Raw genomic sequence first — 16802 nt, forward strand, 5'->3', positions numbered from 1 at the left:
ATGAATCTAAAAATCAAACGGTTAGACCATCACGGTATTGTTTCAGGTGTTATAGAAGACTTAAAAATTGTCAGCCTTTTAGATCAATACTTACCTCAAGACGATAAACAAGAAATCACCCCCGGTGAAGCTGTAAAAGGCATGATCATGAATGGACTCGGTTTTGCCAATCGACCTTTATCACTCAGCCCTCAATTTTTTACTAACTTGCCTCTTGAACATTTATTTCGTGAAGGGGTTCAAGCATCACATTTTAATCGTCACAAACTTGGTAGAACTCTCGATCAATGCTTCGAGTTTGGCTGTGAAAGCTTATTTTCATTAGTCTCCGGACAAGCATGTGAAATAGAACAAGTTGATAAAACCTTTGAATCACTTGATACAACGAGTCACTCACTGACAGGTGAATATGCTTTTGATGATGGAGATAGTGATGAAAACGTCATTAAAATTACTCATGGCTATAGCAAGGCTCACCGTCCTGATTTAAAACAAGTCGTACAAGAAATCATTGTTAGCCAAGATGGTGGGATCCCGCTTGCATGTAAAAACTGGGATGGTAACAGCGCAGACACCGCTATTTTTAAAGCGCGAAGTAAGGCGCTTGTTGACGAGTTCAAAAAAAGCCAAGCTCCTAAATACCTTGTGGCGGACTGTAAACTTTATCATAAAAGTAATGCTGAGTTTTTAACCAAAATTCAATTTCTCACGCTAGTACCTTCAACAATTTCTCTTGAAAAATCCTCTATAAGTACAGCCATAGCAGCCAACCAATGGGTTAATATTGATGATAACTATCAATATGTTGTTGAAGAGATTGAGCATATGGGGATAAAGCAAAGATGGATGATTATTTATTCAAAAGCAGCTAATAGCCGAGCACAAAAAAGCATTGTTCGACAAGTTGAGCGAGCACACACAGGCATCAAAAAAGACCTCTTCCATTTACAAGCTCAACGTTTCGCTTGTCAAACTGACGCACAACGCGCATTAGATAAATTAGCGAAAAAGATGAAGCATCATCAAATAGCGACTCAGCAATTTATTAAGCATAAAGTCTATGAAGGTAAAGGGCGACCTAAAAAAGATGCGCCAGTAAAAAATATTGAATGGCAAATCACGGCAGAAATTGAAGAAAACGAAAGCGAATCAAATCAATAAAGAAATATCTAACCCAACATTACGTTGGGTCTTTCAGTGTTTTGAGGGAATTAATCTACTCCAGCAAGGCGACAAAATCAGCTTGGATGGTTTTGATGAGTTCAGGGAAAAGATAATAAGGCTCATTGGTGGACATGCGTTGCATTTATATAAAATCCAAAAAGTTGCCTAGGGGTCTGATCAATGCCTGATATAATTTATCCGTCAGGCAGATCGCTAACTCACGCACTGGTTGAGTATCATGTACATTTCCTGTTGTCACTTTCGCAGCAACAATTTCACCATGGTGATTAACGATTAAATGTAGCTTGAAGCCATAAAACCATCCCATTGTTCCTTTGCCACGCTGGGCTATTCCATCAAAGGTTTTGTGTCTTGGAATACGAATATTATGGCACACTTTAATACATGTGGAGTCAATGAATTCAACGCCTGTGGGTTTACCTTTAAGTGAAGTAAAATAGGCACACATCGGCACAATTACCCTTGGCATAACGGCTAAAAATCGTGTGTAACTGAGCAAGTTGGGAAATTCACTTTTGTACATAAGTGATACATAGCCAAGGTAGTAATTTTTGAAATCTCGGTGATGTGACATATGAAAACTAATAACAATAGTCATAATTTCACTGGTCGTCATACGTCCTGAACGCTGACGTTTTTGGGTGCCATCTTCGAGTAATTGTTTTTCCCATTGGGGTATAAATACTTTGCAAAAATCATCGACATCGCAAAATAATTCAACTAATTTAATCATGCCTGTTCCTTGCTTATCCAATCGTTTTTGGTCGAAAGATCGGATCTCGGAACAGGCATTTAGTTCAATTTCTTAAACGAGATTCAGGTTAATTAACCGCACTGGGTGCTATAAACAAAAAAATCGGCTAATGCAGTTGCACTAGCCGATTTTTTAAAGGTAAATAATTTACTTGAACGAATACCTAATAATACGTTTTAATACCGAGCTATACTGCCTAAAAAAGCCACCCGTATGATAATCAATACCGTGTTTTTGTAAAACAGCTTGTACTTGAGGCGCTACTTCTTGATAGCGCGAAGACGGCATATCAGGAAATAAGTGATGCTCTATTTGGCAGCTCAAATGCCCTGTTAAAACATGAAACCAATGCGGCCCTTTAATATTAGACGAGCCCAGTACTTGGCGGTAATACCACTGCCCTTGGGTTTCGTTTACGCAGTCTTCTTGTTTAAAGGTCTGCGTTTCTTCAGTAAAGTGACCACAAAATATTATGGTTGATGTCCATAAATTGCGGATTAAGTTTGCTACTAAATTTCCCGCCAATACCCATAAAAATAAAGGTCCTGCAAGTAACGGAAATATCGCATAATCTTTAATTAATTGGCGAGCGCCTTTACTAAAAAAGCGATGCTTTAATGTAGAGTGTGAAACAAGCCCTTCGCGGTTTTCTTTCTTTTTACCAATAAAAACACGCTCTGCAGCCAATTCGTGATACGACACGCCCCACTGAAATAACACACTTAAATTAATATACGTAATAAACTGCCATACATTTTTTAAACGCCAATTAAAATCGTCGCTCAGGCGTAATAATCCATAGCCAAAGTCTCTGTCTTTACCAATAATATTAGTATAAGTATGGTGCTCAAAATTATGAATACGGTGCCAACTTTGCCCATCGCACGCTATGTCCCACTCATAATGTTGTGAGTTAAGTTGCTTGTCGTTCATCCAATCGTATTGACCATGCATTACATTGTGGCCAATTTCCATATTGTCTAAAATTTTAGCAAGCGCTAATAGCAGCACGCCTGCAACCCACAATAATGGCTGAATAAAACCAAGCATTAACAAAATTCGCCCGCTCCATTCACACACTCGCTGCTTGCGTACAACAGAGCGAATGTAGTCGGCATCTTGTTGGCCAACTTTGCCAAGGGTCTCCATTTTAATGGCATCTAGCTCACTTGCGAGCATGTCATAGTTAATGTTTTTCATAATTGTAACTCCAAATCACTAACAGGTTGGCTTACGCAAAGTTGGATTAATTGCTCGCCGTTGTCACTCAATTCACCTGTTTTTAAATTACGTACCACGCCTGACTTTTTAATACATTGGCATTGATGGCAAATACCAATACCGCAACCGCGTTTAACGGGTAGCTTTTTTTCTTCAAACTGAGGTAGTAAAACATCGTTGCCCGATACAACATGGGCACTGGCGTTAATTTTTACATTAAATTGGCTGTCGTCGTTTAAGCTAGGCAACGCTAAACCAAAGGCCTCTTGGTAGTAATTTAGCTTATGCGTTTTAGCAAAATCACTCACCGTTTGCATAAATGCTGCAGGGCCACAGCAGTAAATATCTGGGTTTTCCCACGTCTTAATATTGCTGGTTATGTCGCTTGATTGCTCACGCGTTAATAATAAAAACGAAAAATGCTCAAATTGCGCTGCCAACTCACTCAGCTCATCAACACATTGATGCTCAGTGGCTTTTGCGTAATACACCAACGAGACTTTTTGCGTAGTTTGGCTTAAGTAATCATCAAGCATAGCCAGCATAGGTGTTATACCCGAGCCGCCTGCAATAAAAGTGGCTGGCGTATGTGTGTTTTTAAATACAAAATCGCCGCTTGGCGCAGAAATATTGCACCACAACCCCGCTTTTAATGCACTGCTGAGTAAGCCTGTAAAGCGCCCTTGCGCATTTGTTTTGATTAGTAAGCGCACCAAACCTGTATTTTTAAATTGCTGAGCGCTTGAGGCCACGGTAAAAACGCGTGTTAGTAATCGCCCATTAATTTCAACCGTTAAACTTATATGCTGCCCTGACGTATGCGCCTGCCATTGTTTGCTTGGTTTGAGTTGCACACTTAAAAAACCGCCATCAAGCACAGCGGTACTAACTACTTGCGCTCTAAACTGCCCTGCACGCCACGCAGGTTTAAACACCTGCATTATTGGCTCTATGTAGCCTGCAAAACTTTGATGGTGTAAAAACCATTTTGAAAATTGGTTTAATACTTGAGTCATCATGGTTAAATCTCTATCAAATCTTAATTACTTTGAACTTACACGTGTACGCCCAAACTTCAGCGCACAAGTGTACGCCCAAACTTCAGCGCACAAGTGTACGCTCAAATTTTAAGTTTTCAACCCTAATAGAGTAATTATTCAATTTTTATTAGCGCAATTTGCTTAAACAATTTCCTGTAAAGAGATAATTTTAAAATATGTAAGTGTGTATTTTTCATTCAACTCAACACTTAACAAATTTATTTATGCCATGATAAGGTTATGTAAGATTGGATTAATTTTGGAAGCCATAATGATAAAGTTAAGGTTACATAACACACTCCCTAAAATAATAAGTGCAGGCTTAACCGTTGCTATGTTTGCTATTAATACACCCGCAAATGCAAAAAGCGATTACGTAAAAAATTATAAACAGCTCGATACCTTATCGCTTAGCGTTAACGCAGTAACAGCGGCAGAAGGTGTGGTTATACCTTGGGCTATTGAGCCTTTAGCTAATGGTGATTTGCTAATATCAGAGCGCAGTGGAACGTTATTTTTATTACCTAACCTGAGTTCTGCTTAAGCGATAACTAATGCGTTAAGCTCTACGTCAGTTAAATTAAGGTGTGGCTTCTTTTCTTTCAAGCAATAAGCCACCAATCCAGCGACTAAATTCAACATAAAGCCGTTCATACTCCGATGTCTTGAATGTTCAATGAAGGATATGTTCTTGAGCTGGTCATTAATTGTTTCGATTATAAAGCGTTTTGAAAGCATTGCTCTATCCCATAATGACATCGCTTTTGCCTTCATATTTTTGCGAACCGTCGTAATGAGCTTTACCCCTTTATCGAGTAAATCGGCTTCTAAAGCTTTACTTAAATACCCTTTGTCACCATATAATTTATCCGTCAGGCAGCTCGCTAACTCACGCACTGGTTGAGTATCATGTACATTTCCTGTTGTCACTTTCGCAGCAACAATTTCACCATGGTGATTAACGATTAAATGTAGCTTGAAGCCATAAAACCATCCCATTGTTCCTTTGCCACGCTGGGCTATTCCATCAAAGGTTTTGTGTCTTGGAATACGAATATTATGGCACACTTTAATACATGTGGAGTCAATGAATTCAACGCCTGTGGGTTTACCTTTAAGTGAAGTAAAATAGGCACACATCGGCACAATTACCCTTGGCATAACGGCTAAAAATAGTGTGTAACTGAGCAAGTTGGGAAATTCACTTTTGTACATAAGTGATACATAGCCAAGGTAGTAATTTTTGAAATCTCGGTGATGTGACATATGAAAACTAATAACAATAGTCATAATTTCACTGGTCGTCATACGTCCTGAACGCTGACGTTTTTGGGTGCCATCTTCGAGTAATTGTTTTTCCCATTGGGGTATAAATACTTTGCAAAAATCATCGACATCGCAAAATAATTCAACTAATTTAATCATGCCTGTTCCTTGCTTATCCAATCGTTTTTGGTCGAAAGATCGGATCTCGGAACAGGCATTTAGTTCAATTTCTTAAACGAGATTCAGGTTACCTAAAAATACCACTAAATTAACTAAGGTCTCTGGGCTTCCCGACATTGATGCTAATGGCCAAGGTGGGTTGCTTGATTTATCACTACACACCGATAGTAAGCAAAACCAATGGCTGTACTTTAGTTACTCAAGTAGTGAGGGCAAAGGAAGCGGAAGTAACACCGCCTTAATGCGCGCCAAGCTAAATAGCGATCATACGCAGCTGTCTGATCAGCAATTGCTATACAAAGGCGAGCATAATAGTACCAAAGGCCAGCACTACGGCAGCCGTATTGTGTTTGATAATGAAGGTTATGTTTATTTTTCAATTGGCGATCGCGGCTCGCGCGACATAAACCCGCAAGATCTCACGCGTGATGGCGGTAAAGTTTATCGCTTACACGAAAACGGTAATATCCCAAGCGACAATCCGTTTGTTAAACAAAAAGATGCAAAACATGCGGCATGGTCTTATGGGCACCGTAATCCACAAGGCATGTGGTTTGATAATAAAAATAATATTTTATGGTCTCACGAACACGGAGCACGCGGCGGCGATGAGCTTAATATTATAAAAAAAGGCGCTAACTACGGATGGCCTTTAGTAAGCTATGGCGTTAACTACAGCGGTACCAAGTTTACCGACCTTAAAGAAAAAGACGGCATGCAATCGCCTGCATTACACTGGACCCCTTCTATTGCGCCTTCCGATATGTTGTATGTAACGAGTGATAAATACCCAAAGCTTAAAGGTAAGCTATTACTCATAGGTTGGATCTTAAGAAAACTTGAAGTTGAACTCTGTTAATGATCAAATAGTTACGCCAATAAAAACATGACTAAAAACAGAGTTCACATGCAGATTAACCAAGTTTCAAACCAATTAAAAGCCCTTATCTCAGAAAAACACCTCATTGAGCTTGCAAAAACCTCTGGATTTCAAGTTCGACACCGTTGCCTGTCGATCGTTTCTCTGCTCAAAGCCGTATTTAAAAGCTTATCTTGCCTGCAAGACGCTAACTTGTCAGATATCCATCAAAACTTGCGAACGCAGGCTGATTGCACGATAAGTTATAAACCCTTTCATAATCAAATTCGAAAACCAGCCTTGACTGAGCTTGTCCGTGAGCTCGTTATTCAAGCGATGTCTAAATTGACTGTAAACACGCTGGATAAAACCTTTTTTACCCAGCGAGGAATACAGCGAGTGTTATTGCAAGATGGTTCTTCATTTGCTCTACATGATGAATTAGCGCAGGTTTTTGCTGGTCGTTTTACTGCTGTAAGTCCTGCCGCAATTGAGTTGCACGTTACCTATGACCTATTTAATGAACAACCCTGCGAAATAGATATTCGTCCTGATGTTGAAACTGAGCGCGCCTTTTTACCAGGTAGCCACACACTTGAAGATACGTTATTACTTGCTGATGCTGGGTATTTTGACTTAGATTACTTTGAGCAAGTAGCTCAAGATGGCGGATATTTTTTGATCAGAGCAAATAAAAACATTAACCCAATCGTTACATCAGCTTATTGCGCGGGTATAGAACTTAAAGAAAAGAACATTAAAATCAAAACGTTACTCGATAAATTCGCAAGCCAACCACTTGAATTAACAGTACGTTGGAAGAAAAATGGGCCCGAGTACAGGCTTATCTATTTACCGAATGAAAAGCGCCCCGTTTTCCTTGTTACTAATTTAAAAGAGGCACAGTTTAGCTTTGACGAACTACTCGATATATATGCAACTCGTTGGCAAATTGAGTTGTTTTTCAAAGAACTAAAGTCATGGAATAACCTTAAAGGGTTCATCACACGAGATCCTCATATTGCCGAATCATTGGTTTGGCTGAGCATACTGCAAACACTTATCAAGCGTTTTATCTGCCATAGTGCAGCGGGTATGTTTAAGTGTGCGATCTCGACATTTAGAGCGAGTAAGTGCAGTTATCTTTGGTTGGATGATATTCTGGATTGCATAGAACAAACACGGTGCAGCCATAAGATACATCGTGTATTTGAGCTACTAGCGGTAAATTGTAAGCGGCAAAGCATTGAGAAAAACAATGATATTTGCCGTTTTAAGATAGGAAGTCACACGGTCTGTGTTCCTTAAGAACTAAGCTATGAGCTATTACTAGCATCAATGAAATTTGCATTCATTAGCGCACTAGAGCTCTCAAAAGGTAAGGTTGTTAAGCAATATAAAATACTCGATGGAATTGGCAGAGTACGCAGCTTAGCCCAAAGCAGTAATGGTTTTATTTATTTAGGTATTGATGGGCAAGGTATTAAACGCCTAGAGCCAGAAATGTAAACATTAGCACTAGAACCAGAACTAGCACACAGTACGTTAATAATTACACCGTGTTTACTTTGCGCTTTTAAAGCGCAAAGTAAACATTTTCACCAAACAAAGAACTATTAAGCCCATTAATGCGTACACTAATTACATATAATTTAATAAATTAAGAGAATACTAATGTTTTCATTTTTAAAGCCTGATCCCGTAAAAAAACTGCGTAAAGAATACGACGTAAAACTAGAGCAAGGCATGCAGGCACAAAGAAAAGGCGACATTAAAAGCTTTGCAATGTTAAGCGCAGAAGCCGAAAAAATCTGGAGTGAAATAGAAACTCTAGAGGCTAAAAAAGCCAAATAAATAATATTTAAACGCGTCTACCCTGTTTCAAAAAAAGGAAGACGCGTTTAGTAAATAATCCATGACCCCGTTTTTACAGCTTCCACCGACCCTAAACCACCTTCTATAATATGCTTACACAAACAAGTGTACTTAAAGCGGTTACTTGCATTTTCGCTGGCGTTTTTTAGTGACTATTAAATGATTTAAAATCGGATTTGGTTTTCATTTTAAATATTTAATTGCTCCATTTATGTACCGCCCTGGCGTTTTTCCTCCTAAGTCAAAAAATGAGGACGTTTTCCTCTTTTTTGCATATTATTAAAAGAACAGCCCGACTTAAAGTTTAATACTCGCAATGTGTTACAGGATTTGTTATTAATATTAAAAATAATTAAGAGGACATACATTGCTCATAAAAAGAGGAAAGTGTCCTCTGATAAAGCTGTTGAACTAAGCCGCTACGCGGAGATCCTATTCTGACCATTTGAGCCACACTTACCTTGGGGTTATCCCATATTTGGAGGTAAGTCATGAATACACTCATTGAACAAGTCAAAACTGAAATAGCCTACCGTGGTTATTCACAAAGTACCTGTAAAAGTTACTGCGAGCATTTGCTTAAACTCAGCCATTATTTTAATAAACCACTCGATTTAATTACTGATGATGAGCCAGGGCGCGAGCATACTTTGTTAAAAATGTTAACCAAAAAGAAGTTCTTCTCTAAAAGCATCATCATAACAAGCTCTTACACACTTACTTCTTATTGACCCCTTGCTTTTCGTATGCTGCTTTATCATGTTCCTAACGACGCGTCTAAATAGTGCCATATGTTGCGCACTTAATGGCTCATGTATTTGACAGGCATCTTCTTTAAATACGACATCCAGTATCCAGTGTTGCTGATTTTCTATCAGCCAATGTTGTCTTATTGCTTTACTTATCAATATATTGTCTGTCAACGATGTTAGGTAGTAATGTGTGTCAATACTCGTTCTATTACCCTTCGTTCGCTCTCGCTGCACCGCAACGATTGTCCTAACTGATGGCCAGCTCTCTTTAATTTCACTCGGTAATAAACGCGTATCAAGACAATCTATCGTACGTACTTCTTTTCGCCCATGCCCTTCATCTTGTGTTACATGACTAAGTATCTCTGAGTTTTCAGATTCATACTGGTGTGTAAATGCATCTTGAATCGCGCTATAAAGTTTCTTTTGATTACCCTTTGCTTGCACTAGATAATCTGCATGTCTGCTAATTAGCTGTTTTAGCGTTTCTTTTTGGCAGTGCAAAGCATCAAGTGTAATGACGGTGTTATTGATATCGAGTATTTTCAATAAATCCCGAACTGCCGGTATTTCATTCGTCTTACTGCCAACTGTTTGGTGGAATAATGTGAGACCTGCTTCACAATCAAATGCTGAGACGAGATGTAATTTATCAGCAATGTGTTTACTTGCTCCGCGAATAGTTTTGCCATCGAAGGCAATGACAGGATGCGCTGACTTAACGCGGTTTTGATTGACCCAGCTATACATCGCGAGTAGTAATGAGTCAGTATCAACGGTTCTAAAAATCCGAGCAATACTATGTCGAGTGGGTATGCCATTTTTGAAAGAACGAAATCCTCTTAACCAATTAAGCTTACTTTCGCCATAGACTTCAATGTCTTGCCAGTTTTCACACCCTGATGTAACGGCAGTAATAATAAGAAAAAGCACATCAACTAAGTTATGGTGCTGATTTATATGTGAACGATTATCTTTGACGAGTTCTAAATGTGAGAAGAGTGACATAATAAGTTTAAGGTGATGAAATTTATGGTATTAGATCATAAAATTTGTTTATTTACAAAGTGTGATCCCGCCCTGGACCAATGGCCGATTTATTAATTTTAGCTTATATTAAAAGCTGATTTAAACATCTTATAACAGTGTGTAAATAACTAAATGAATCAATAACCAGCTTCCTTATAATAAAATGTTGTTACACCACCATTTCAAATGGTTTTTTATAACCACCTGTAATTTATAATTTAAATAAAATCAAATCCAATAAACATACATTTTAAAAACAATTTAGTCTCATTTTATTAAAACAATAGTTGACCCTATACAAAATTTAAACTAGCATTTCTGGAAGCGCTTCCACAAAGCCTAGTTAAACAGACCTTTCTGGAAGCGCTTCCATACATTTGACAATGTTTATAATTACACAATAACAGCCCCATACAGCTGTTAATAATAATGATAAAAGTGCGAGGGAAACCGAATGTCCAACCATATTGTAAGAAAAACAAAGATAGCCACTAGCCTATCTCTGATTTTAGGCGCATCAATCTCTTTACCTGTATATGCACAAGAAGCAAATACAGATGTTGAAGTAATTCAAGTTACTGGTTTTAAAAGCAGTATTAAAGAGTCTACTCGTTTAAAACGCGACGCTGCTGGTGTCGTAGATGCTATATCAGCTGAAGATATTGGTAAATTTCCAGATACCAACTTAGCAGAGTCGCTACAGCGTATTACAGGTGTGTCGATTGATCGCTCAAATGGTGAAGGCTCTAAAGTAACGGTTCGTGGTTTTGGCCCCGACTACAATATGGTAACCCTAAACGGACGTACAATGCCGGCAGCATCTTTGCCTGCAGGTGGTGGTACACCAAGCTCTCGTGCTTTTGACTTTGCAAACTTAGCATCTGATAGCGTTAAGTCGGTTGAAGTATACAAAACAGGTAAAGCAAGTATTGCATCAGGTGGTATTGGTGCAACAATTAATATTAATACGGCTCGCCCACTTGATAACCCAGGCTTTATTTCAAGCGTAGGCGTAAAAGCATTACACGACTCAACAAACCGCGTTGGTGATGACATAACACCAGAGCTTTCGGGTTTAATTAGTTGGACCGACAGTGAAGCTAAATTTGGTGCTTCGTTAACTGCAAGCATGCAACAGCGCGATAGCTCATCAACAGGTGCGTTTGTAAGTCAATGGAATACATCAGCTTTTGACGGCACAATCCCACAAGCTGCAGACGATATTGTTTTAACTAATGCACCCGCTGTAGGTCAGCTTTATTCAATGCCATCAGATTTACGCTACACTATTGCCGACAGAGAACGTACTCGTACAAACGCGCAATTAACGCTGCAGTACAGCCCTATTGACGATTTAACAGCCACGCTTGATTACACATATTCTAAGCAAGATTTATTCGAAGCCCGTGCTGAGCAATCAATATGGATGGATAACTATAAAAGCGCGCTAACGTTTGACGATAACACGGTAAAAACCCCTATTTATTACCGAGAAGAACGTCGCGATCAGCAAACACGTGATTTAGGTTTAGCGTTTCAAGAGCTAAACCAAGTTAATCAAAACAACTCTATTGGTTTAAACCTTGAGTACTATTTCAATTCAGAATTGAGCTTTATGTTTGATGCGCACAATTCAAAAGCCACTAGCAAACCAGATGCACCTTACGGCAGCTGGGTAAACGCAGGCTTGGGCGCAAACGTAGTTAACGCACAAGAAGTTGATTTTAGCCGCGAACTTCCATCAATGAGTATCGATTTTGATGATTGCCGCCGAGACAACCTAAATTGTAATAACACGTTAGATGCCTCTGATGTGGGTACGTCTATTTTAGATTCTAACTTTGCTCGCCAAGAGTCTGAAATAACAGAATTTAGAATCCATGGTAAATACGAAATTGAAAACGGTGCAATTGACTTCGGTATAGAGTCTCGCTCTATGGAAAGCCATTCACTGCAATCACTTACACGTAATACAATGGGTAACTGGGGTATCGAAAACCCAGGCGAACTACCTGACGGCTACCTAAACCCAACAAACTTTTTAGCTGAGTTTGATGACTACGATACATCGGGCTCGTTCAACCAAGGTTATACTGGCAGCGCATCGCAAGTTGGTTACTGGGCAGGTGAAGAATACGGCTTTAACTTTGCAGCCGATGGCGCATTTGCAACTAACCGCACCATTGAGGAAGATATAACCGCTGCGTTTGTGCAATTTACTTACAACGGTTACATTGGCGATATGCCATACAACATTGTTATTGGCGCGCGCCAAGAGTCTACCGATATTACCTCAACGGCTAATATCGACTTACCTAACGCAGTAGCGTGGGAAGGTAATAACGACTTTAACGTTCGTTTTGGCTCAGATAAAGAAGATTTCACGCTTAAATCTAGCTACGATCACTTTTTACCAAGCTTTGACTTTGACATAGAAGTAATCGAAAACGTTAAAGCGCGTTTTTCTTATAGCACAACAATTGCTCGCCCAACTTACGACAACTTAAGTTCAGCAGCGACTGTTGGTGTACCAGGTGCCCCTACTCTTTTAGCGGGGTCATCACCGGCTACAGCGTCAACGGGTAACCCTGGTTTAGTGCCGCTTGAATCAGATAATATTGATGTATCGGCTGAGTGGTACTTTGCAGAAACAAGTTATGTGTCGGTAGGTTATTACACTAAAGACATCGAAAACTTTATTGGTTTAACTCCCATGACGCAAAACTACTACGGATTACGCGATGCAACAGCGGGCCCTCGCGCTCAAGCTGCCATTGCTGAGCTAGAATCTCGCGGACTTGCTCTAACCGATTCAAATTTATTTCAAATGGTTGCCGCAACAGAAAATGGCGTTGATTTTGACTCTATGACTTACGAAGAGTTTGAAGCCGCTTACGATGTAATTGCTAACAGCGATGACCCATTACTAGAATTTACAGCGCAAGTACCTACCAACAATAAAAATGCCACTATTGATGGTTTCGAAATTGCCTTTCAGCACTTTTTTGGTGAAAGCGGTTTTGGTGTGCAAGCAAACTACACCACTGTTAATGGCGACATAGACTTTGATGTAAACGCTGACCCTACTACTACGCAATTTGCACTAGTGGGTTTAAGCGATACAGCTAACTTTATTGCAATGTACGAAAACGATGATTTTCAAGCACGTATTGCTTACAACTGGCGTGATAAGTTTTTAAATAGCGCAGCTCGATACGTAAACGAGCCTGGCTTTACCGAAGAATATTATCAAATCGACTTTAATGTTGCGTACAACTACAGCGAACAACTATCGTTTTTTGTTGAAGGCCTTAACATTACTGAACAAAACAGCCGCGAACATGGCCGTACGTCAGTACAATTGTGGAACCTACAACAGCTAGGTGCACGTTACAATATTGGTATGCGTTACAACTTCTAAAGGTAATACAAAGTAAAGCCGTTAGTTTTTACTAGCGGCTTTTTTGTATTTAAAACAGTATTAATGCTAGTTTAATTGTTATCAATTTTAGGGTGTTAACTCATGACCAAACCAATAACAAAAATAGTCGTTTTAGGTGGTGGTACTGCCGGCTGGCTAAGCGCAGGCTTATTAGCCGCCGAACACCCGCACCTTAATGTAACGTTAGTGGAGTCGGCAAATGTGCCTATATTGGGTGTGGGCGAAGGCACGTGGCCGTCAATGCGTAACACGCTACAGCGCATTGGCATTAAAGAAATTGATTTTATAACCCAGTGCGACGCATCATTTAAGCAAGGTTCTAAATTTATAAATTGGCGCAACCTCAGCGAGGGAGAAAACTACTACCACCCTTTTATGAATCCACAAGGCTACGAGCACACTAATTTACACGCCAGCTGGCAACGCATTGCACCTAATCAAAAGTTTGCCGACGTTGTTAATATACAAAGCTTTGTATGCCAAGCAGTACTTGCACCAAAGCAATTACAAACACCCGAATACGCAGCAGTCACCAACTATGGTTATCATTTAGATGCAGGTAAATTTGCTGAGTTTTTAAAAAATCACTGCGTTAAAAATCTAAATGTTACGCATATTACTGACGATGTAACCGAGGTTATTAACGACGATCATGGCTATATTGCCGCATTAAAAACAAATAATAATGGCGATATAACAGGTGATTTATTTATAGATTGCTCAGGCTCTTGCGCTCGTTTAATTGGTGAGCATTTTAATAGTGAGTTTATAGCGCAAGATCATATTTTATTTAATAACAGCGCTGTTGCGGCGCAAATACCTAATGCACACACAGATCAACCAATCGCCTCTGCTACGCTATCTACAGCACAAAGTAACGGTTGGATTTGGGATATAGCCCTGCCAACACGCCGTGGTACAGGTTATGTATTTAGTAGTAAATATCAAAGTGATGAAAGCGCAACAAATACTCTAAAAAGCTACATAGCCAAAAGTACCAGTGAGCAACAAGCTGAGCAACTTAACTACCGTGTATTAAAATTCAGCCCTGGTTACAGGCAAAAATTTTGGATTAAAAACTGTGTTGCCGTAGGCATGTCTGCAGGCTTTTTAGAGCCACTTGAAGCGTCAGCTCTTGCTATGGTTGAACTTTCAATTAGCATGATAAGCGAGCAACTACCGCAAAACCGCACCCACATGAGTCAGCTTGAAACGCGTTTTAATGACCGTTTTGGCACTCGTTGGCAGCGCGTTATTGAGTTTTTAAAACTTCATTATGTGCTAAGCGAGCGCGACGACACTCCTTATTGGCAAGATATTAGTGATTTAAATACCGCGTCCAAGCGCCTGAAAGACTTACTTAAACTTTGGCAACTTCAGCCCCCTAGCCGCTTTGATTTTATTGAAAACGAAGAAGTGTTTTCATCAAGCAGTTACCAATACGTTTTATATGGCATGGGATTTAATACACAAACAGTATCTGCACAAAATAGATTTAATGACCCACGTGCTGGGGATTACTATTATCAGCAAAATCGCGAAAAAATAGCGCAGTGTTTAAATGGACTGCCAAGTAATCGCACGCTTTTAAATCATCTTTTATCAAATAATGGGCAGCCACATAATGACTAAAACAAACGCTGTTAAAAACGTAGTAATTGCTGGAGGCGGCACTGCAGGTTGGATGGCCGCAGCAGCCCTTGCTAAACTAGTTGGTAACAATATAAACATAACCCTTGTTGAATCTGACGATATTGGCACTGTGGGTGTTGGTGAGGCAACAATTCCGCCTATTCGTACATTTCATAAATTGCTGGGTATAAACGAGCAAGCATTTATGAAAGCCACTCAAGCCAGTTTTAAACTCGGTATTAGCTTTGAAAACTGGGGTGATGAAAACACGCATTATATTCACTCATTTGGCGCAACGGGCAAAGAATGTTGGGCGGGTGAATTTCATCACTTTTGGCTGCAAGGTAAAACTTTAGGAATAGATAACCCCTTTGGCGATTACTGCTACGAGCTACAAGCTGCTAAAGGCGGTAAATTTGCGTTTAATCAGCAAAACCCCATTAACTATGCTTACCATATGGATGCCACGCGTTACGCGCAGTTTTTACGTGAATTTTCAGAACCATTAGGTGTAAAACGCATTGAAGGTAAAATACAAAAAGTAATAAAAAATACTAAAACGGGCCATATAGAATCACTTACTTTAAATAATGGCGAGCACATTAACGGCGACTTTTTTATTGATTGCACCGGCTTTAGAGGCTTATTAATCGAGCAAGCATTGCATACTGGCTACGAAGACTGGTCGCATTTACTACCGTGTAACAGCGCCATTGCGGTGCAAACAAAATCAACCAGCGAGACCGTATTGCCACTTACCCGCTCTATTGCCCACAAAAGCGGCTGGCAATGGCGTATACCGCTGCAAAACCGTGTCGGCAACGGATTAGTTTATTGCTGCCAATATATGGATGACGAACAAGCCAAAGCGCTACTATTAAATAACATTGAGGGCGAGGCGCTTACAGAGCCGCGTATTATTAAATTTAAAACAGGGCGGCGCTTAAAAGGCTGGAACAAAAACTGCTTAGCGCTTGGCCTTGCTAGCGGTTTTGTAGAACCACTTGAGTCCACCAGCATTCACTTAATTATGTCGGGTATTATTCGCTTTATGCGTTTATTTCCGTTTAATGGCATTACCAATCACGCAATTGACGAATACAACAAACAGCTTAAAAGCGAAATTGAAAATATTCGCGACTTTATCGTGCTGCACTACAAAGTAACTAATCGCGATGACAGCGAGTTTTGGCAGCATTGTAACGCCATGGGAGTGCCGAAAACACTTCAGCATAAAATTGATTTGTTTAAACAAACCGGCCGTGTATTTTTAGACGATGGCGACATTTTTAGAGTCGATTCGTGGGTGCAAGTTATGCTTGGTCAAGGCATTGAGCCTAATCAACATCATTTAATAGCCAGCATGATGAGCGACGAAGAACTCACCCGTTTTTTACACGGTATTAAACAACAAATAGAGCAACGCGTAAGCCAATTACCGCCTCATCATGAGTTTTTAAAGCAATATTGCCCAGCATAAAAAAGCCCTTATTAGGGCGTGTTGTTCTTTGGTGGTTGAATTTGCAGCAGTATGTTTGGTTTTTAGGCAAGGCAGAGCCTATGTAGT

At 39.8% G+C, this 16802-nt stretch carries 10 protein-coding genes and 4 pseudogenes; 9 read left to right on the plus strand and 5 right to left on the minus strand.

The genetic code is table 11. The features are described from left to right. Window positions 1–1333, plus strand: a pseudogene (locus AC0VZ4_RS12060) (IS1634 family transposase). A gap of 18 nt (window positions 1334–1351) precedes the next feature. Here the strand turns inward: AC0VZ4_RS12060 and AC0VZ4_RS12065 are convergent. The 3 genes and pseudogenes from AC0VZ4_RS12065 to AC0VZ4_RS12075 form a co-directional block, all read right to left on the minus strand. Continuing rightward, window positions 1352–1918: pseudogene (locus tag AC0VZ4_RS12065) on the minus strand (IS982 family transposase); the annotation flags it as partial. A gap of 168 nt (window positions 1919–2086) precedes the next feature. After that, entirely contained in the window at window positions 2087–3139 is a 1053-nt protein-coding gene (locus AC0VZ4_RS12070) for a fatty acid desaturase family protein (RefSeq protein ID WP_475439783.1), read from the minus strand. Further along, window positions 3136–4179 carry a flavin reductase family protein gene (locus AC0VZ4_RS12075; RefSeq protein ID WP_475439784.1) on the minus strand — a complete coding sequence of 348 codons (1044 nt, stop codon included), beginning with the start codon at window positions 4177–4179 and terminating at the stop codon, window positions 3136–3138. The genes AC0VZ4_RS12070 and AC0VZ4_RS12075 overlap by 4 nt, the downstream gene beginning before the upstream one ends. Before the next feature lie 292 nt (window positions 4180–4471). On the opposite strand from AC0VZ4_RS12075, the gene AC0VZ4_RS12080 reads away from it, so the two are divergent. After that, the gene (locus tag AC0VZ4_RS12080; RefSeq protein WP_475439785.1) at window positions 4472–4744 is read left to right on the plus strand and encodes a hypothetical protein; all 273 of its coding nucleotides are present in this window, start codon (window positions 4472–4474) and stop codon (window positions 4742–4744) included. Here AC0VZ4_RS12080 and AC0VZ4_RS12085 read toward each other — a convergent pair. After that, entirely contained in the window at window positions 4741–5625 is an 885-nt protein-coding gene (locus AC0VZ4_RS12085; protein ID WP_475441613.1) for an IS982 family transposase, read from the minus strand. The genes AC0VZ4_RS12080 and AC0VZ4_RS12085 overlap by 4 nt on opposite strands. Window positions 5626–5707: 82 nt before the next feature. Between AC0VZ4_RS12085 and AC0VZ4_RS12090 the strand changes: the two are divergent. The 4 genes and pseudogenes from AC0VZ4_RS12090 to AC0VZ4_RS12105 form a co-directional block, all read left to right on the plus strand. Continuing rightward, a pseudogene (locus AC0VZ4_RS12090) lies at window positions 5708–6463 on the plus strand (PQQ-dependent sugar dehydrogenase); the annotation flags it as partial. A 90-nt stretch (window positions 6464–6553) separates the two neighbouring features. After that, entirely contained in the window at window positions 6554–7813 is a 1260-nt protein-coding gene (locus AC0VZ4_RS12095; RefSeq protein WP_337119945.1) for an IS4 family transposase, read from the plus strand. Further along, window positions 7814–8014: pseudogene (locus AC0VZ4_RS12100) on the plus strand (PQQ-dependent sugar dehydrogenase); the annotation flags it as partial. It abuts the gene before it with no gap. Between the two features lie 165 nt (window positions 8015–8179). Continuing rightward, complete coding sequence (locus AC0VZ4_RS12105; protein ID WP_007375469.1) at window positions 8180–8359, plus strand: DUF6435 family protein; 180 nt, start codon at window positions 8180–8182, stop codon at window positions 8357–8359. Window positions 8360–9042: 683 nt separating this feature from the next. Here the strand turns inward: AC0VZ4_RS12105 and AC0VZ4_RS12110 are convergent. Then, entirely contained in the window at window positions 9043–10140 is a 1098-nt protein-coding gene (locus tag AC0VZ4_RS12110; protein WP_475439786.1) for an ISAs1-like element ISPsesp1 family transposase, read from the minus strand. Window positions 10141–10615: 475 nt separating this feature from the next. On the opposite strand from AC0VZ4_RS12110, the gene AC0VZ4_RS12115 reads away from it, so the two are divergent. From AC0VZ4_RS12115 to AC0VZ4_RS12125, 3 genes are all read left to right on the plus strand, one after another. Further along, window positions 10616–13582, plus strand: coding sequence for a TonB-dependent receptor (locus AC0VZ4_RS12115; protein WP_475439787.1), 2967 nt, complete (start codon window positions 10616–10618; stop codon window positions 13580–13582). 102 nt (window positions 13583–13684) lie between these two features. Next, on the plus strand, window positions 13685–15235 hold the full coding sequence (locus AC0VZ4_RS12120) for a tryptophan halogenase family protein (RefSeq protein ID WP_475439788.1): 1551 nt from the start codon (window positions 13685–13687) through the stop codon (window positions 15233–15235). After that, window positions 15228–16715: a tryptophan halogenase family protein gene (locus AC0VZ4_RS12125; RefSeq protein WP_475439789.1), complete on the plus strand. Its 1488-nt coding sequence runs from the start codon at window positions 15228–15230 to the stop codon at window positions 16713–16715. Before AC0VZ4_RS12120 ends, AC0VZ4_RS12125 begins: the two co-directional genes overlap by 8 nt. Window positions 16716–16802 lie beyond the last annotated feature (87 nt).

Source organism: Pseudoalteromonas sp. QJM3NY_22 (assembly GCF_056173065.1).